Origin of the sequence: Kitasatospora sp. NPDC005751, from assembly GCF_040630835.1 — a bacterium.
Lineage (GTDB): Bacteria > Actinomycetota > Actinomycetes > Streptomycetales > Streptomycetaceae > Kitasatospora.
The window spans coordinates 30,596-47,813 of record NZ_JBEXYC010000055.1 but is presented as its reverse complement, the minus strand read 5'-3'; the positions used below and the strand labels follow the sequence as shown (position 1 = coordinate 47,813).

Below are 17,218 nucleotides of genomic sequence, written 5' to 3'. Positions count from 1 at the left end.
CCGGTGACACCGATCGCGGCGCGCACCGCCTGCGGCGCGGTGGCGATGTCGTGGCCCGCCACCCGGGCCTGCCCGCCGTCGGCCCCGATCAGGGTGGAGAGGATCTTGACGACGGTGGTCTTGCCGGCCCCGTTCGGGCCGAGCAGCGCGAACACGGACCCGGCCGGGATCCGCAGATCGATGCCGTCGAGGACGGTCTTGTCCCCGTAGGACTTGCGCAGACCGACGGTGGAGACGGCGACCGGTGGCAGGTGACCGTCGGCCCGCCTGGGTGTGGGCATGGCGGATGAAGGCATGAGCCCTCCCGTTCGAGAACTGAAGTGACTGGGGCGTGTGCGAGGTGGCGGTGCCGGGGCTCAGGCCGCGGCACGGAGGAGGTTGAGGGTGCTCTGCCGGGTGCGGTTCTTTCGGACCACGACGTCGTCGATCGTCTCCGGGATCACTGACGCCGCGAGGCCGATGACGCTATGATGGCACCATAATGGCGCCACACGCAAGCCTTTATGGCACCCACCCCGACATCGGCCTCGTGCCAGGCATTCCCGGGCCTCCCATCTGCCCGACCCTGGAGCAAGCACCCCCCAACGACCGGGCACCCCGCACCCCGCAGCCCCTGGAGGCAGCACCCGTGGCGCCTCATGACGTCTCATGGCACCGGATGACACCAGATGGCACCACCCACGCGCCAGGCGATGCCACGACGCCACCCGCAGGCACCCCACCCCACCGGCCCGCCCGACATCCGCCCCGGCCCCGGCCCCGGCCCCGGTCCCCCGGCCCGGACGAGCACCCGGCCCCCGACCCGCGACCCCCGACCCGCGACCCGCCCGCCCTGCCACCGCGCGGGTCGCGGCATAGCCTGGACGCAGGACCGGACGCGGTGCCGTGCGAGCACCGGGCTGCCCCGCGACGCCGCCCCGCAGTCAGGAGGAGCCGGCCATGAGAAACCCCGTCGTCGTGGGCGTCGCCGCCTCGCAGTCGAGCCTGGAGGCCGTGGACTGGGCGTCGGACGAGGCCTGGCTGCGCAACGCGCCGCTCCGCGTGGTCCACGCCTGGTTCGGTGAGGCGGCACACGCTCCCGCGGGTCAGGAGACCCGGCTCAGCAAGGACGCGGGCGCCGGCCTGCTCGACGCGGCCCGCGAACGCGCCCTGCTGAGGCACCCCGGCCTCGCCATCGTCACGGAGCTGGTGGACGACCATCCGCGGCAGGCGCTGGCGGCAGCGGCCGAGGAGGCCCTGCTCCTGGTCCTGGGCGCCCGGGGGACGGGGGGCTTCCCCCGCCTGCTGCTCGGCTCGACCAGTCTCCGGGCCGCCGGCCACGCCGCCTGCCCGGTCGTCGTCGTGCACGACACCGGGGCCGGCGCCGGCGGCGGCGTGCTGGTGGGCGTCCAGGGCAAGGGACACGACGACGAGGTGCTCGCCTACGCCTTCGACTCCGCGCGGCGGCGGAACCTCCCCCTGTTCGCCGTCCACGCCTGGGCCTATCCGCTGGTCGCCGGGCCCGCGCACGACCTCCCGCTGGTCTACGAGGAGGCGGACATCGCCGCCGAGCACGACCGGCTGCTGGCCGAGGTGCTGGCCGGCCCGCGCGAACGGTTCCCGGACGTCACCGTCACCGCGACCGCGGTGCGGTCCAACCCGGCCCGCGAGCTGGTCGCCGGGTCGCAGACCCAGCGACTGGTCGTCGTCGGACGCCACGGTGAGCAGCGCGGACCGCTCGGCAGGCTGGGCTCGACCAGCCAGGCGGTCGTCCGGCACGCCGGCTGCCCGGTCGCGGTCGTTCCGGTCTGAGCGCCCGGCCCGCCTCGACCCCCGCAGCCCCCGGAGTCCCGCTCACCCGACGTGGACGCGGGGGCGGCGGCCGCGGTCCGGCTCGGCCTCCCGCAGCACCTCGCGGGTGACCGGCGCGACCTCGCCGTGGCCGAACAGGAAGAACCGCAGGAACTGGGCGAACGGGTTGCCCTCGGTCCACTCGAAGTAGATGTGCGGCTGCTGCCCCGTCCGGTCCCGGACTTCCATCAGGAGGGCCGCCAGGGCGTTCGGCACGCTGGAGCTCTCCAGGGTGAGCACCCGGTAGCGGTCGTGCAGGACCTCCCCGCGGACCTTCAGGACGGTCTCGAACTCCGACGGGTCGAGCACGGTGACCTCGACGAAGACCAGGTCGTCCTCGGCGGGGATGTCGTTGTCCGCCCGGATCTGGCGCTTCTTCTCCTGGTACTCCGCGAGGTCCCGGCTGTTCGGCTCGTTGGCGATCAGGCGCAGCGGGCGGTGCGTGTAGTCGCGGACGAACCGCTCGGCGGCCTCGTCGAACGCGACGTCCGTCACCCGCAGCTCGAAGGCCCGCTTGAGCCGGGAGAGCAGCGACAGCAGGATGATGCCGGCGATGAAGCAGGCACCGATCTTGACGCCGTCCGGCCGCTCGGCGATGTTCAGCGCCGTGGTGTAGACGAAGACCGCCGCGATCACCGCGAAGCCGATGGTCCAGTTGCGCTGGCGGGCCTTGTGCGCGGCGATGGTGACGGCGATCGCGGCCGAGCTGATCAGCACCAGCACGCCGGTGGCGTACGCGCCGCCCTGCGCGTCGACGCTCGCGTCGAAGATCCAGGTCACCAGGAAGGCGATCAGGGTGAGCACGATGACCATCGGCCGCACCGCCCGCGCCCAGGCCGGCGCCATGCCGTAGCGCGGCAGGTAGCGGGGCATCAGGTTGAGCATGCCCGCCATCGCCGACGCGCCGGCGAACCAGAGGATCAGGATCGTGGCCAGGTCGTAGACGCTGCCGAAGGCGCTGCCCAGGTACTCGTGCGCCAGGTAGGCCAGGGCCCGGCCGTTGGCCTCGCCGCCGGGCTCGAACGCCGCCTTCGGGATCAGCAGGGTGGTGATGAAGCTGGTGGTGATCAGGAAGACGCTCATGATCAGCGCGGCCGTGGTCAGCAGCTTCCGGGCGCCCCGGATCCGGCCGGTCGGCCGTTCCTCGGTGTCCTCCGGATCGCCCTCGATGTGCGGCATCACCGCGACGCCGGTCTCGAAACCGGACAGGCCGAGCGCGAGCTTGGGGAAGGTGATCAGTGCGACGCCGATCATCGCGACCACGTCGCCGTGCTCGGTGGTCAGCGCGTCCGACCAGTCGGTGACCAGGTGCGGGGAGCGCGCGACCTCCCAGAGCCCGGTGGCCACCACGACCACGTTCAGCGACAGGTAGATCGCGACCAGCACCACGGCCAGGCCGATCGCCTCGCTGAAGCCCTTCAGGAAGACGCCGCCCAGCAGCGCGACCAGGACGAGCGTGATCAGCACCTGCCGTCCGCTCAGCGCGCTCTGCAGGTGCGGGTTCTCCACCAGGTGCGCGGTGGCATCAGCCGCCGACAGGGTGATGGTGATCATGAAGTCGGTGGCGGCGAAGCCCAGCAGCGCGAGGACGAAGAGCTTGCCCTTCCAGAACGAGAGCAACCGCTCCAGCATCGCGATCGAGCCCTCGCCGTGCGGGGACTCCTTCGCGACCCGCCGGTACACCGGCAGGGCGCCGAACAGCGTCACCAGCACCAGCACGATGGTCGCCACCGGGGACAGCAGGCCGGCCGCCAGCGCGGCGATGCCCGGCTGGTAGCCGAGCGTCGAGAAGTAGTCCAGACCGGTCAGGCACATCACCCGCCACCAGCGGGCGCCCTGGTGCTCGACGGGCGCCTGCGCGTGCGGCCCGGGGTACTGCTTGGCCATGTCGGCCAGCCCGTCCAGCAACCACGCGCGCAAGCGCTGCCGCCCCGACGCCGCGGCCCCCGGATCGGCTGAACCCGACGAAACCAAGCCGCACCCCTGTCCACCGACCCACGCCGCCTCACCGTCGGGCGACGGCAAGGCGACAGGGTATGCGGCTCGGATCATCGGACCGGGCAGCGCCGGGGCGATGTCGCCGCAATGGCGGAACACTCTCCCCCGGCCGCAGGCACACGCGGCCGCCCGGCCACGGCTGCCCGCGCCCGGCCCCGGCAGCAGGCGTCGCGGTCCCGGCGGCGGGACGGCGACGACCCGCCGGCGACCGGGCGACGGACAGCTCGGCCGGGGCCCAGCGGCGAAGAATATGAGCACGGCTCACAGCGATGATTCGCCCGTGGAACACCCGATGCGGCACAGTGGCCCCATGAGCGCGGACACGAGGAGTCACCGGGTGGCCGGGCAGGGCGGACCGGGCCGGCGGCGGCCGGTGCAGCAGCGCAGCCAGGAGCGCTACGAGCGGCTCCTGGACGCCTGCGCGGGGCTGCTCGACGAGGTCGGCGCGGCCGCGCTCACCACCAAGGAGGTCGCGCACCGCGCCCAGGTGCCGATCGGCACGCTGTACCAGTTCTTCGCCGGCAAGGAGGACCTGCTGGCCGCGCTCGCCGGCCGCAACCTCGACCACTACCTGGAGCGCCTCGACCGCCGGCTGCTCGACGCGGCGCCGACCGGTGCCGCGGGGTTCACCGACCTCGCGGTGGACGAGTTCGTGGCGATGAAGCGGGCCGTCCCCGGTTTCGGCCAGGTGGACTTCGGGCTGGCCGGCGCGGCCGTGCCCGCCGGGGTCCGGGACGACCTGCACCTGCTCGACACCGACCTCGACAACAACACCGCCGTCGCGCTGCGCCTCCAGGCCCTCGGCGGCGACCTGTTCGCGACGGCCGACCCGGCGGCGCTCACGCTCGCACTGCGGGTGGCCCTGGAGGCGGCGGACGCCGTGCTCAAGCTCGCCTTCCGGAGCGCTCCGGACGGGGATCCGGCGCTGATCGGCGAGTGCAAGCGACTGGTCCGCTGCTACCTCGCCGAGCAGTTCGGCCCCCACTGACCGGGCCCGCCCCGTGCCCCGCCCGGCGACGTCGACCGGCCCACGACGACACCCGCCCCCCGCACCGGCCGCACGGCCAAGCCGTTGCGGGCCCGCCCCCGCCGCAGCAGAGTGGAAGCAGAACGGCCGCCCGCGCGGCCATCGCGACCCGAGGAGCAGACCATGCACGCAGCGGTAGGTGACCAGCTCCACATCCACAGCAGGGCGGTGGGCATGGTCGACCAGAAGGGCGAGATCATCGAGGTGCGCGGCGCGGAGGGCGAGCCGCCGTACATGGTCCGCTTCGAGGACGGCCACACGGGGCTGATCTACCCCGGCCCCGACTGCAACATCGAGCCCCGCCAGGCGCTCCGCTGACCCATCCGGCCGCCACCCCGGGCCCGACCGGCGCGGGGTGGTGAGCCACGTGTCCGAGCCCGCACTGCCCGGCCCGCTCGCCGGGCTCGCCCCGCTGCTCGACGAGTACGGCTACGCGGCCGTGGCGCTCTTCGTCCTGCTGGACAACTGCGGCATCCCCGCGCCCGGCCAGACCATCCTGGTGCTGGCCGCCGTCTACGCAGGCGCCGGGCACCTCGACCTGGCCGCCGTGGTCGGGATCGCCTTCGCGGCCGCCGTCCTCGGGAACAGCCTCGGCTACCTGATCGGCAGCACCGGCGGCCGCGCCTTCGTCCACCGGTGGGGCCGCTACGTGCTGCTCACCCCCGCCCGGATGGAGCGCGCCGACGGCTTCTTCGCCCGGCACGGCGGCAAGGTCGTCACCGTGGCGCGCTTCGTGGACGGGCTGCGCCAGACCAACGGCATCATCGCCGGCACCACCGAGATGCCCTGGCGGCGGTTCCTGCCGTTCAACGTGCTCGGCGCGGCGCTCTGGGTGGGGGTCTGGTCCGCCTTCGGCTACCTGGCCGGGGCCAACATCGGGGCCGTGTACCGGACGGCGGTCCGGTACCAGCTGTGGCTGCTGGTCGCCGTCGGCGTGCTCTGCGCGGCGCTCGCCGCCCGGCAGCTGCTGCGCCACCGGCGGCGCCGCCGCGAGCACGCCGACCACGGCTCCTGATCCCGCGCGGCACGCCTCAGCGCAGCGGGAACACCTCGAAGGGGACGGCGAACCGGGTGCCGAGCCGGCTGCCGGCGCCCCGGCCGAAGCCCTCCAGGAACTCCTGCGGATCGGCCATCGCACCGCCCAGCCCGGCCAGGTACGCCTTGTGCTCGGCGAGCGAGGCGACGCCCTTGTCGAAGTGCTCGGTGGTGTCCACGGCGTGCCGCGACTCGGGCGAGCCGGCCGCCCAGACCGCCCGCACCCCGTTCCACGGCTCGTACCCCTCGGCCACCAGCTCGCGGAACACCCAGCGGTTGGCGGCGTCCCGGACCGCGTCCAGGGTGGCCCGGCCGACCGCGATGTGGTCGGCCTGGTTGAGGAAGACCCCGCCGTACGTCTCACGGAAGTTGCTGGTGATGACGATGTCCGGGCGGTGGCGGCGGACGGCCCGGGCGATGTCCCGGCGCAGCGGCAGCCCGTACTCCAGCACCCCGTCCGGGTGGCCGAGGAACTCGACGGTGTCGACGCCGACCACGGCGGCGGAGGCGATCTGCTCGGCCTCGCGGAGCGGGCCGCAGTCCTCGGGGCTCATCGAGTCGATGCCGGCCTCGCCGCTGGTGACCATCACATAGACCACCTTCTTGCCCTGGGCCGTCCAGCGGGCGACGGCGGCGGCACCGCCGTACTCCATGTCGTCGGGGTGGGCGACGACCGCCAGCGCGGTCTGCCAGTCCTCGTCGACGGGCTCGAACGGCTCGGGTGCCTGCTGGTCGTTCATGGTGGTGCCGCCTCTCGGTGTCGCGCTCCGCACAGTCTCCGGGACCGCACGGTGGTCATACAGTCGTACCGCTGGCGACTCTAGAAGATCACCGAGTCGATCGACCGTCGGCCACCGCCCCGGGCAGGCCGACGCCCCCGGAGGACGTCACTCCGGTTCTCCGCCCGCCCGCTCCCCACACTCCTCCGGGCGTCACTCCGGGGCAACTTGCAGAGAGTTCTCTGCAGAGATACCTATGCAGAGAACTCTCTGCACCCTACGATGGCGCCATGACCGAACACCCCGCCCCCACCGAGCCGCCGGACCCGACCGAGCCGCAGCCACAGCCACAGCCGCCGGCCGACCGGCCGCTCCGCCGGCTGGACGCCCGCAGCCTGCGCGGGCTGGCCCATCCGCTGCGGATGCGGATCTTCGAGCTGCTGAAGCTGGACGGTCCCGCCACCGCCACCCGGCTCGCCGAACGGCTCGGCGAGAACACCGGCACCGTCAGCTGGCACCTGCGCCACCTCGCCGAGCACGGCTTCATCGATGAGGACACCGGACGCGGCACCAAGCGCGAGCGCTGGTGGCGGCGGATCCCCGTCCGCAACGAGCTGAACACCGCCGAGTTCCGGGACGACCCGGACAGCCGGGGCGCGGTCGCGCTCTACACGCACGAGCTGGTGCAGCAGTACTTCAACCGCGTCACCTCCTACCTCACCGAGGACTGGGCGGGCGACTGGCGCAACTCCGGCACCATCGCGGACTGGACGAACCTGCGCCTGACGCCGTCTCAACTCAAGGCCCTCAACGAGGAGTTGTTCGAGGTGATCGGCCGCCACACCCCCGCCCCGGACGCCGACCCGGCGCCGGACGCGCTGCCGGTCGTGGTGCAACTGCAGTCCTTCCCCCGTACCTCGCGCGGCGCCGAATGAGCGCCGGCGCCCCCGGCTCGCTGCTCCGCCGCAACCGGGACTTCCGGCTCCTCTTCACCGGCGAGGTCGCCGGCAGGTTCGGCGGCGCCCTCACCAATCTGTCGTTACCGCTGATCGCCGTCGGCGTCCTGCACGCCGGCGCCTTCGAGGCCGCCCTGCTGGTCGCCGCGAAGTGGGTGCCCTGGCTGCTGATCGGCCTGCCGGCCGGCGCGTGGGTCGACCGGATGCGCCGACGGACGGTCATGCTCGTCTCCACCGCCGTCTCCCTGGTGCTCCACCTCACCGTCCCCGCCGCCGCCGTGCTAGGCGTCCTCACCACCGGCCAGCTCCTCGCGGTCGCCACGGCGACCGGCGCCGCCGAGGTCTTCTTCCAGACCGCGTACACCGCCTACCTCCCCACCCTCGTCGCCGAACCGGACCGCGCCGAGGGGAACGCCGCCCTGCACGGCAGCGCCTCGGCCGCCCAGATCGTCGGGCTCGGCGCCGGCGGCGCCGCCGCCCAGACCTTCGGCCCGGTCAACAGCCTGCTCGCGAACACCGCCACGTTCCTCCTCTCGCTCCTCTCCACCGCCGCCATCCGCACCCGCGAGCCCGCCCCGGCGGCACGCCGCGGCGACCACCCGGGCACCGCCCCGAGCCCCCGCCCGAACCTGCGGCGCGAGGTCTCCGAGGGCCTACGCCTGATCACCGGCGACGTCTGGCTGCGCACCTTCGCCCTCCACGGGGCGCTGGCCAACATGGCCCTGATGGCCTACCAGTCGATCCAGGTCGTCTTCCTGGTCGAGCAGGCCCGTCTCTCCGACGGCGCGATCGGCGCGGTGGTCGGCGCCGCCGGTGCCGGCGGCGTGCTCGGCGCGGCCGTCGCCCGCCGGGTCGGAGCCGCGATCGGCACCGCCCGCGCCCTGATGCTCTTCCTGTTCTGGGTGCCGATGCTGGCCCTGCTGATCCCGCTGACCGGGCCGGGCGCCGGTGTCGCCTGCTACGTCCTCGGCAGTTTCGCCGTCTCGGCGGGCATCGTCGCCGGCAACGTCGTCCGGGCCACCTTCCAGCAGCGCCACGTCCCCGCCCGGGTGCTCGGCCGGATCAGCGCGAGCGGTTCCTTCCTCAACTACGGCGCCATCCCCCTCGGCGCCCTGGCCAGCGGCGCGGCCGCCTCCGCCGTCGGGGTGGTGCCCGCGATGTGGCTGGCCACCGCCGCCGTCCCGCTCGCCGCCGCCGTCCTCTGGCTGTCCCCGCTGCCCCGCCTGCGCGACCTCCCGGACGGCTCCGCAGCGCCGGCCACCCCGGCCGCCTCCCCCACCCCGGTCGGCCGACCCTGACGGGGCGACACCCCGCCCCCCGGCACCCCGCCCCCGGCACCCCGCCCCCGGCGCCGCGACACCGAGCCGTCCGGCGCGCCGACACCGGGCCCGCCCCGGCCCGGAGCCGTACGTTTCTCGTATGGCACGGAGCGCACGAGCCGGCCGGCTCGCACCCCCCAGCTGGATCACCGCGGGCCTGCGCCCACAGCCCGCACCGATCCCCTGGGCGGCCGTCGCCCGCGCCGCCGTCGCCCTCTCCGCGCCGCTCGCCGTCGGTCTCGCGGCCGGGCAGCCCCAGTACGGCGCGCTGGCCTCCATGGGGGCGCTCTCCGGAGTCATCGGCGACACCGCCGACGCCTACCGGATGCGGGTCTACAACATCGCCGTCCCCCAGCTCTTCGGCGCCGTCGGCGTCACCCTCGGCACCCTGGTGTACGGGGAGGGCTGGCTCGCCGTCGTCGTGCTCACCCTGATCGCGCTGGTCTCCGGCATGATCTCCTCGATCGGTTCGGTCGCCTCGGTGTCGGGGCTGCTGCTCCTGCTCAACGCCGTCGTCGGGGCCGGCCTGCCGATGCCGGCGCCCTGGTGGAAGCCGCCGCTGCTGCTCCTCCTCGGCGGCCTGGTGGTGCTCGCGCTCACCCTGTTCGCCTGGCCGCTGCGCGGTGGCGTCCCGGAGCGGACGGCGGTCGCGCAGACGTACCGGACCGTCGCCGACTTCCTCCGGGCGGCGGGCACCCCCGCGCACGACGAACGGCGCCTGGCCGTCACCCACTCGCTCAACCGGTCCTACGACCTGCTGCTCGCCCACCGCACCCGCCGGCACGGCCGCTCCCCCGGCCTCACCCGACTGCTCGCCCAGCTCAACGCCGTGATCCCGGTCGTGGAGGCCGCCTCGGCGGCGAAGCTGCGCCCGGCCTCGCTCGGCCCGCTGCCGGACGCCTACCAGGCGGCGGCCCGGGCCCTGGCCGACACCGTCGAGCGGGGGCGGCCCGGCGAGCCGCACACGCTGGACCTGCCACCGCCGACCGGTCCCTCGGAGCGGGCCGTCGACCAGGCGCTGCGGTACGCGGCCGCCGTCGCCGGGGAGCCCGCGCCGGACCCGTTCGGCGGGGCCGACCGGCTCGGCCGCCCCGCCGTGCTGCACGTCCGGGCCCGCCGCACGGCCCGCGCGGCCCTGCTTTCCGGGGCGTCCTGGCGCTACGGCCTGCGGCTGGCCCTGTGCATCGGCGTCGCCCAGACGCTGGTCTCGGTGATCGCCGTGCCCCGCTCGTACTGGGTGGCGCTGACCGTCACCTTCGTGATGAAGCCCGACTTCGGCTCGGTCTTCTCGCGCGCCGTGCTGCGGGCGTTCGGCACGGCGGTCGGCCTGCTGATCGCCATCCCGGTCCTCGCCGAGGTGCCGCGCGGGTGGTGGGACGTGCCGACCATCGCCCTGCTCGCGATGCTGATCCCGGCATTCTCCGCGAAGGGCTACGCCTTCCAGACCGCGGCTATCACCCCGGTCATCCTGCTCCTCTCCGACCTGCTCAACCACCAGGGGTTCCGGCTGGTGGCGCCCCGGCTCTACGACTCGCTGATCGGCTGCGGGGTCTCGCTGATCGCCGGCTACCTGCTCTGGCTGGAGTCCTGGCACACCCGGATCGGCGACCGGCTCGCGGACGCCGCGGCGGACACCGCGGCCTACGTCAGGCTGGCGTTCGACGCGGACCCCGGCCGGGACCAGTCGGCCCGGCTCCGCCACCGGCGCAGGCTCTACCGCGACCTGTCCGCCGTGCGGTCGGAGTTCCAGCGGGCGCTCACCGAACCCCCGCCCACCGGGGCGCGGGCCGCCGCGTGGTGGCCGCTGGTCATCGCCGTCGAGCGGATCGTGGAGGCCACCACCGCCACCCGGGTCCGGATCGACCACGGGGTGCCCCCGCCGCCGGCGGCCGAGGTCGCCGCCATCACCCGTGAGCTCGACGAGCTCGCGGCGGCCCTGCGCGCCGACGCTCCGCGACCCGCGACCCCTCCGCCGTCCGACCCGGCCGCCGGCACCGGGCGGACCGGCGCAGAGACCGGGCCGGAGACCGGCGAGGAGTCCGGCGGAGAGTCCGCCGAGGACGGCGTGCTGGCGCCGCTGCGCCAGGAGGTGCGGGCCGCCCGGGCGATCGCCTCCCCGGGCCCGGGCTGAGCACCGGCACCCCCCTCACGCGGGACGCCTCCCCCGGCCCGGCGTGAGCACGCACCACGCGGGACGCCTGCCGCCCCCGCGCTCAGTCCTGGATCCGCTGCCAGGGCCGGTCCGCCTCCAGCGCGAACGCCAGCTCCAGCAGCAGCCGCTCCCGGCCGTGCGCGGCCGACAGGTGCACCCCGATCGGCAGCCCGTTCCCGGCCGACTCGGCGGGCAGCGAGATCCCCGGACCGCCCGTCACGTTGTTCACCGGGGTGAAGGCCACGTACCGGCCCAGCCGGTCCAGCAGCTCGTCGAACGCCACGTTCGGGCTCAAGTGCCCTATCGGCGGCGCGACATGGGCCAGCACCGGCGAGAGGATCACGTCGTGCTCGCGGAACAGTCCGCCGTACGCCGCCTCCGCCTGCCGGAGCCGGCGCAGCACGCCGGGCGTGCGCAGGAACTCCCGGTGGAAGCGCCGCCGCAGACCCGTGGTCAGACCGTCCAGCTTCCGCGCCTGGAAGCCCGGGTCCAGCAGCAGCCGGCCGGTCGTGGCGATCATGAAGGCGATGCAGCCCCAGTAGAGCGTGAAGTCGCGGGAGAAGTCCTCGCCGAACGGCAGCGTCGCGGGCGTGACCTTGTGCCCCATCGCCTCCAGCCGCGCCGCCGTCCGCTCGACCGCCTGCCGGGTCGGCCCGTCGGTCACGGCGATCGGGGAGTCCACCACCAGGCCGACCCGCAGCGGCCGGTCCCCCGGGCCCTCCACCAGTCCGAGCGGCGGCAGCGCCGGATTGCGGTGGTGGAGTTCGGCGGCGGCGAAGAAGGCGGCGGTGTCCCGGACGGAGCGCGTCACCACACCGTCCGTCACCAGGTCGATCGGCAGCCGGCGGCCCTGGTCGTTGGCGACCAGCCGGCCGCGGGTCGGCTTCAGGCCGACCAGGCCGCAGCAGGCGGCCGGTATGCGGATCGACCCGCCGCCGTCGTTGGCGTGCGCGATCGGCACGACGCCCGCCGCGACCAGCGCGGCCGCGCCGCCGGAGGAGGCCCCCGGCGAGTGCGAGGTCCGCCACGGGTTGCGGACCGGCCGTGCCTCGGCGAACTCGGTCGAGGCGTTGAGGCCGAACTCCGGCATCCTGGTCTTGCCCAGCACCGCCAGGCCGGTGCTGAGGAACTGCTCGGCGAAGCCGGCGTCGCGCCGTGCCGGCTTGGCGCGGAACGCCGAACTGCCCTGCCCGGTGGGCATCCCCCGCAGGTCCACGTTGTCCTTGAGGTAGCTCGGGACCCCGAACAGCGGGGCCCCACCACCGGCCGGGGCGCTGCGCGGCTGCCCGTACGACGCGAACGCGACGGGTGCCAGCGCCGCGTCGACCCGCTCGGCGCGCGCCGCTGCGGCGGCGGCCAGCTCACCGGGAGCGACCTCGCCGGACCGTACCAGCGCCGCCAGCGCGACCGCGTCGTGCTCCCCCAACGCGTCGTCCCCGAACGCGTGGACCCGCTCCTCGGCCATCCGAACTCCCCATCCCTACCGGTCGGTAATACCGCGCGAGTTCCGCAGTCTAGGCGTGCTACGCCCGCCCGGACACCCCACCGGACGGCCGGGGCGGGCGGGCCCGGCCGTCCGGCCCTGGTCCGGGCCACCTGATCCGACGCACCGTGAGCAACGCCGTGAGCAACGCCCGCCCGACGCCGTGCGGGCCTTCGGTGCTCCCGCACCGGCGGCATCCCCCCGTACGCTGAGGTGCCCCGGGAACACCCCTGCGGTGTCGCCCGGGACGCCCGGCAGCACCCAACGAGCCCTCTCCCGAAGGCGGTCCGCCATGACCCGACTCCCGGTCGCCGTACTCGGCGAGTGCGTCGCCGACGCGTTCACCAACTCCTCCGCCGAGCGGCGCCCCGGCGAACTCGCGCTGCGCGTCCTGCCCGGCGGCGGCCCTGCCAACACCGCCGTCGCGTTGGCCCGGCTGGGCACCCCGACCCGCTTCCTCGGCCGGATCTCCGCCGACCCCTTCGGGGCGCTGTTCCGACAGCACCTCGACTCCTCCGGCGTCGACCTCGGCGGCAGTGTCGCGGCGGCCGAACCCAGCACCCTGGCCATCGCCACCGTGGACGAACTGGGCCAGGCCCGCTACTCGTTCCACGCCGAGGGCACCGCCGACTGGGCCTGGACGGCGGCCGAGCTCGGCGCCCTCCCGCTGGCCGGCGTGGGCTGTCTGCACACCGGCTCGCTCGCCCTGGTCCGCGAGCCCGGCGGCCCCCGCGTCGAGGAGTTGCTGACCCGGGCCCCCGGCCGCCCGACCGTGTCGATCGACCCCAACGTGCGTCCGCTGCTGGTCGATCCGGCACGCTACCGGTCCCGGCTCCCGCACTGGTGCGCGGCCGCCGACATCCTGCGGCTCAGCGCGGACGACCTCGACCTGCTGCTGCCCGGCGTCAGTCCCGAACGCGCCTGCGACGACTGGCACCTGGCCGGCGTTCGACTGGTCGTGATCACCCTGGGCGGCCGGGGCGCGCTGGCCTCGCTGGACGGCGAGCGGCTGACCGTCGACGCCCCGCGGACCGACGTGGTCGACACCATCGGCGCCGGCGACGCCTTCACCGGCGGCCTGCTGCACCACCTCGGCGGGATCGGCCGGCTCGGCGGCCGCCTCGACGCGCTGACCCCGGAGGAGGTGCACGACGCCTGCCGCTTCGCCGCCCGGGTGGCCGCCCTGACCTGCTCGGTCGCCGGCCCCAACCCGCCCTGGCACGCCGACCTCCGGGACCGGGCCGACTCCTAGCCCGACGCCCCGCACCGGTGGCCCGTGCTCCGGCATCCCGTCGGCCGCCCCGGTAGGCTCCGAAGATCACCCGTACACCGACCGTCGGCCCCTCGACCCTCGCCCGGCACACCACGATCACTCCGCGATCCCACCGTGTTCCCACCGAAGGCAGGCCCCCTTGCTCGACTACGACGACACCGGGTTCCGCCGCGCCGGCGCCCCGCACCGGATCATCTCCGGCGCCCTGCACTACTTCCGCGTCCACCCCGACCTCTGGGACGACCGCCTGCGCCGGCTGCGCGCGATGGGCGCCAACACCGTCGACACCTACGTCCCCTGGAACTTCCACGAACTGTCCTCCGGCGAAGTCGACTTCACCGGCTGGCGGGACATCGCCCGGTTCGCCGGGCTGGCGCGGGCGAACGGCCTGGACGTGATCCTGCGCCCCGGCCCGTACATCTGCGCGGAGTGGGAGTTCGGCGGCCTCCCGGCCCGCCTGCTCGCCGCCGACGGCGTGCGGCTGCGCTGCGCCGACCCGGCGTTCCTGGCCGAGGTGGACGGCTGGTTCGACGCCGTGGTGCCCGAGATCCTGCCGCTGCTGGCGAGCCGCGGCGGCCCGGTGGTCGCCGTCCAGGTCGAGAACGAGTACGGCAGCTACGGCGACGACGCCGGGTACCTGGCCCACCTGCGCGACGGCCTGCTCGGCCGGGGCCTGGACTGCCTGCTCTTCACCACGGACGGCGCCGAGGACGCCATGCAGCAGGGCGGCGCGATCCCCGGCCAGTTGGCCACCGCCACCTTCGGGTCGCGGGCCGCCGAGCGCTTCGCCGTCCTGCGCCGCCACCAGCCCAAGGGCCCGCTGACGGCGATGGAGTTCTGGATCGGCTGGTTCGACCGGGTCGGCGGGCCGCACCACGTCCGCGACGCCGGGGAGTCCGCGCGCTCCCTCGACGAACTCCTCGCGACCGGCGCCTCGGTCAATCTCTACATGGCCCACGGCGGCACGAACTTCGGCTTCTGGTCGGACGCCAACCACTTCGGCGCCCATCCGTACGACGCCGGGTACGAGCCCACCTCCACCAGTTACGACTACGACGCGCCGATCGGCGAGGCGGGTGAACTGACCGAGAAGTTCCACGCGTTCCGGTCCGTCATCGCCAAGTACGCCCCACTGCCGGACGCGGCGCTGCCGGAGCCCGCCCCGCGCGTCGCGCCGCAGCGGCTCGCAAGCCCGACCGGCCGTGCCCGCCTGCTGGCCTCCCTCGACGCGCTGTCCACGCCGGTCCGCAGCGCGACGCCGGAGCCGATGGAGCGGGTCGGCCAGTCCCTCGGCCTGATCCACTACCGCACCCGGGTGCCCGGCCCCCGCCCGGCCGCGGCGCTGCGGATCGACGGGATCGGCGACCGGGCCCACGTCTTCGCCGACGGCGTGCCGCTCGGCGTCCTGGACCGCAATGCCCCCGGCGGGACGCTGCCGCTGGAGAGCGGCCCGGCCGGTGCGGCGCTCGACATCCTGGTGGAGGCACTCGGCCGGGTGAACTACGGCCCTCAGCTGGACGACCGCAAGGGCATCGGCCGCGGCGTCTCGCACGGCTCCCAGCGCCTCTTCGACTGGGAGATCCGCCCGCTCCCGCTCGACGACCTGGGCCCGCTCGCCTTCGGTGACGCCACCGCACCGGCCGCCGACGGCGACCCGGTCTTCCACCGCTTCGAGGCCGCGCTGGAAGCCCCCGCCGACGCCTTCGTCGCCCTCCCGGACTGGGGCCGGGGCCTGCTCTGGCTGAACGGCTTCCTGCTCGGCCGCTACACCCGGCAGGGCCCGCAGCGCACGCTGTACGCGCCGGCCCCGCTCTGGCGGGTCGGCCGCAACGAGCTGGTCGTCCTCGAACTGGAGACCCACGGGGAGGCGGTCGAACTCCGCGACACGCCGGACCTCGGCCCCACGGCGGCGGCGCCCAGCGCGGACTACTGAGACCCCCGGAGCGCCGAGCCCCCGGCGCCCGGAATCCGGCGGGCCTCCGGCCCCGCGAACGGCCTCGGCCGGCGCGGACGCGGCGGTCCGGCCGCTCCCTCGGCGATGGCACTATCGCCACATGGTGCTACTGTCGATATCACCATGTTGCTCAAGCTGGACCTCACCGACAACCGCCCCCTGCACGAGCAGGTCGCGGGTGCGATCCGGCGCGCGATCGCCGAGGGCGAGTGCGCGCCGGGCGACCGACTGCCGCCCGCCCGGGAGCTCTCCCGCGCGCTCGGCGTCAACGCCAACACCGTCCTGCGGGGCCTGCGGGCCCTCCGGGACGAGGGAGTGCTGGAGTTCCGCCGGGGGCGCGGCGTGACCGTCGCCGGCGGCGCCGGCCAGCGCGCCGAACTGGCCCGGCAGGCGGCCGAACTGGTCGCCGAAGCGGCCCGCCTGGGGTACAGCCGGGCCGATCTCGTCGAACTGATCAGGAGGCTGCCGTGAGCAGTGGGGGGAACCGGAATCGTGGAGCGCGCTGGAGCGCGGCGGCCTGGGTGGCCGGCGTCCTGGCGGCGCTGGTCGCCCTGCCGCTGAGTGCCGCCGGGCGGCTGCCCGAGCGGGTGGCCACCCACTGGGGCGACGGCGGGCACCCGGACGGCTCGCTGCCCCGCTGGGCCGTCCCGCTCTTCCCCGCCCTGATCTGGGCGGTCCTGGTGCTGGTCCTCGCCCTGCTGACCCGGCGCACGACCCCGCCGGCGCGCCCCTGGTTCGGCGCGACGCTGCTCTTCACCGGCGTCCTGCTGACCGGCGCCCAGGCCGCCATCGTGCACGCCAACCTGGACCGCGCCGACTGGGCCGAGGCCGACGGAGTCGGCGCCGCGGTCGCCCTGACCCTGGGCGCGGCCCTGCTCGCCGGTCTGCTGGGCCTGCTCGTCGGCCGGCGCGGTACGACGGCCGCCGCGGCCCCGGCGGGCGGACCGGTGCTCGACGTCCCCGTGGGAGAGCGGTTCGTCTGGCTCTCCTGGACGACCAACCCCTGGCTCCAGCTGACCGCCGCCGTGTTCGGTCTGGCCGCGGCGGCCGGGGCGATCGCCGCGGCCGGCGGCCTCATCGACGCCCCCTGGGCGGCGATCGCCCCGCTGGCCCTCGCCGCCGCGGCGGTGCTCGGCTGCTCCTCCGTCCAGGCCCGGGTGACGCCCGAGGGCCTGGAGGTGGCCTTCGGCCCGGCGGGCTGGCCGGTCCGGCGCTGGCCGGTCCAGGACATCGAGTCGGCCCGCGTCGAACAGCGGACGCCCGCCCAGGTCGGCGGCTGGGGCTACCGGCTGAGCGGGCTGGGCACCACCGTGATGCTCCGGCGCGGCGAGTGCCTGGTCGTCCACCCGCGCACGGGCGCGGAGTTCGCGGTCAGCGTCGACGACGCCGAGCGCGGCGCCGCCCTGCTCAACACCCTCGCGGCGCAGCGGGCCGACAGGTGACCACGCCCGGCCCGGCCCCGAAGGAACCGC

15 protein-coding genes are annotated in these 17,218 nt (G+C 75.1%); 11 read left to right on the top strand and 4 right to left on the bottom strand.

The window, feature by feature from the left end; translation table 11 throughout:
* Positions 1–281: ATP-binding cassette domain-containing protein (locus ABZ497_RS30530; protein ID WP_359809835.1), on the bottom strand; the 281-nt coding region annotated here is incomplete at its 3' end.
* 658 nt (positions 282–939) lie between these two features.
* Between ABZ497_RS30530 and ABZ497_RS30525 the strand changes: the two genes are divergently transcribed.
* A complete protein-coding gene (locus ABZ497_RS30525; protein WP_359809833.1) occupies positions 940–1,791 on the top strand; it encodes a universal stress protein in 852 nt (283 codons plus the stop codon).
* 42 nt (positions 1,792–1,833) lie between these two features.
* Here the strand turns inward: ABZ497_RS30525 and ABZ497_RS30520 are convergent, their stop codons facing one another.
* The gene (locus ABZ497_RS30520) at positions 1,834–3,717 is read right to left on the bottom strand and encodes an amino acid transporter (protein ID WP_359809839.1); all 1,884 of its coding nucleotides are present in this window, start codon (positions 3,715–3,717) and stop codon (positions 1,834–1,836) included.
* 421 nt (positions 3,718–4,138) lie between these two features.
* Between ABZ497_RS30520 and ABZ497_RS30515 the strand changes: the two genes are divergently transcribed.
* From ABZ497_RS30515 to ABZ497_RS30505, 3 genes are all read left to right on the top strand, one after another.
* Entirely contained in the window at positions 4,139–4,816 is a 678-nt protein-coding gene (locus tag ABZ497_RS30515; protein ID WP_359809831.1) for a TetR/AcrR family transcriptional regulator, read from the top strand.
* A 162-nt stretch (positions 4,817–4,978) separates the two neighbouring features.
* Positions 4,979–5,173 (top strand): DUF1918 domain-containing protein, encoded by a 195-nt coding sequence (locus ABZ497_RS30510; RefSeq protein ID WP_329491028.1) that lies wholly within the window; start codon positions 4,979–4,981, stop codon positions 5,171–5,173.
* 49 nt (positions 5,174–5,222) lie between these two features.
* Positions 5,223–5,870, top strand: a complete 648-nt coding sequence (locus ABZ497_RS30505) for a DedA family protein (protein ID WP_359809829.1) — start codon at positions 5,223–5,225, stop codon at positions 5,868–5,870.
* 16 nt (positions 5,871–5,886) lie between these two features.
* Here ABZ497_RS30505 and ABZ497_RS30500 read toward each other — a convergent pair whose 3' ends face one another.
* Positions 5,887–6,630 carry a PIG-L deacetylase family protein gene (locus ABZ497_RS30500; RefSeq protein ID WP_329491026.1) on the bottom strand — a complete coding sequence of 248 codons (744 nt, stop codon included), beginning with the start codon at positions 6,628–6,630 and terminating at the stop codon, positions 5,887–5,889.
* Positions 6,631–6,989: 359 nt separating this feature from the next.
* Here ABZ497_RS30500 and ABZ497_RS30495 point away from each other — a divergent pair, with 359 nt between their 5' ends.
* The 3 genes from ABZ497_RS30495 to ABZ497_RS30485 all read left to right on the top strand — a co-directional run bounded on the left by ABZ497_RS30495 (position 6,990) and on the right by ABZ497_RS30485 (position 11,015).
* Positions 6,990–7,544 (top strand): helix-turn-helix domain-containing protein, encoded by a 555-nt coding sequence (locus ABZ497_RS30495; RefSeq protein ID WP_359809837.1) that lies wholly within the window; start codon positions 6,990–6,992, stop codon positions 7,542–7,544.
* The gene (locus ABZ497_RS30490; protein ID WP_359809827.1) at positions 7,541–8,863 is read left to right on the top strand and encodes an MFS transporter; all 1,323 of its coding nucleotides are present in this window, start codon (positions 7,541–7,543) and stop codon (positions 8,861–8,863) included. Before ABZ497_RS30495 ends, ABZ497_RS30490 begins: the two co-directional genes overlap by 4 nt.
* A 121-nt stretch (positions 8,864–8,984) precedes the next feature.
* Positions 8,985–11,015: an FUSC family protein gene (locus tag ABZ497_RS30485; protein ID WP_359809826.1), complete on the top strand. Its 2,031-nt coding sequence runs from the start codon at positions 8,985–8,987 to the stop codon at positions 11,013–11,015.
* Positions 11,016–11,097: 82 nt separating this feature from the next.
* Here ABZ497_RS30485 and ABZ497_RS30480 read toward each other — a convergent pair whose 3' ends face one another.
* On the bottom strand, positions 11,098–12,501 hold the full coding sequence (locus ABZ497_RS30480) for an amidase (protein ID WP_329491022.1): 1,404 nt from the start codon (positions 12,499–12,501) through the stop codon (positions 11,098–11,100).
* Between the two features lie 310 nt (positions 12,502–12,811).
* Between ABZ497_RS30480 and ABZ497_RS30475 the strand changes: the two genes are divergently transcribed.
* The 4 genes from ABZ497_RS30475 (at position 12,812) to ABZ497_RS30460 (ending at position 17,188) form a co-directional block, all read left to right on the top strand.
* Positions 12,812–13,771: a carbohydrate kinase gene (locus ABZ497_RS30475; RefSeq protein ID WP_359809824.1), complete on the top strand. Its 960-nt coding sequence runs from the start codon at positions 12,812–12,814 to the stop codon at positions 13,769–13,771.
* 160 nt (positions 13,772–13,931) lie between these two features.
* Positions 13,932–15,725, top strand: coding sequence for a beta-galactosidase family protein (locus ABZ497_RS30470; RefSeq protein ID WP_359809822.1), 1,794 nt, complete (start codon positions 13,932–13,934; stop codon positions 15,723–15,725).
* Between the two features lie 144 nt (positions 15,726–15,869).
* Positions 15,870–16,217: a GntR family transcriptional regulator gene (locus ABZ497_RS30465; RefSeq protein WP_329491019.1), complete on the top strand. Its 348-nt coding sequence runs from the start codon at positions 15,870–15,872 to the stop codon at positions 16,215–16,217.
* Entirely contained in the window at positions 16,214–17,188 is a 975-nt protein-coding gene (locus ABZ497_RS30460) for a DUF1648 domain-containing protein (RefSeq protein WP_359809820.1), read from the top strand. The genes ABZ497_RS30465 and ABZ497_RS30460 overlap by 4 nt, the downstream gene beginning before the upstream one ends.
* Positions 17,189–17,218: the final 30 nt, after the last annotated feature.

Bases quoted from the DNA above. Each gene is read 5' to 3' on its own strand.
- ABZ497_RS30510 (WP_329491028.1), top strand. From the start codon at position 4,979: ATGCACGCAGCGGTAGGTGACCAGCTCCACATCCACAGCAGGGCGGTG.
- ABZ497_RS30525 (WP_359809833.1), top strand. From the start codon at position 940: ATGAGAAACCCCGTCGTCGTGGGCGTCGCCGCCTCGCAGTCGAGCCTG.
- ABZ497_RS30475 (WP_359809824.1), top strand. From the start codon at position 12,812: ATGACCCGACTCCCGGTCGCCGTACTCGGCGAGTGCGTCGCCGACGCG.
- ABZ497_RS30480 (WP_329491022.1), bottom strand. From the start codon at position 12,501: ATGGCCGAGGAGCGGGTCCACGCGTTCGGGGACGACGCGTTGGGGGAG.
- ABZ497_RS30465 (WP_329491019.1), top strand. From the start codon at position 15,870: ATGTTGCTCAAGCTGGACCTCACCGACAACCGCCCCCTGCACGAGCAG.
- ABZ497_RS30515 (WP_359809831.1), top strand. From the start codon at position 4,139: ATGAGCGCGGACACGAGGAGTCACCGGGTGGCCGGGCAGGGCGGACCG.
- ABZ497_RS30520 (WP_359809839.1), bottom strand. From the start codon at position 3,717: ATGGCCAAGCAGTACCCCGGGCCGCACGCGCAGGCGCCCGTCGAGCAC.
- ABZ497_RS30500 (WP_329491026.1), bottom strand. From the start codon at position 6,630: ATGAACGACCAGCAGGCACCCGAGCCGTTCGAGCCCGTCGACGAGGAC.
- ABZ497_RS30485 (WP_359809826.1), top strand. From the start codon at position 8,985: ATGGCACGGAGCGCACGAGCCGGCCGGCTCGCACCCCCCAGCTGGATC.
- ABZ497_RS30490 (WP_359809827.1), top strand. From the start codon at position 7,541: ATGAGCGCCGGCGCCCCCGGCTCGCTGCTCCGCCGCAACCGGGACTTC.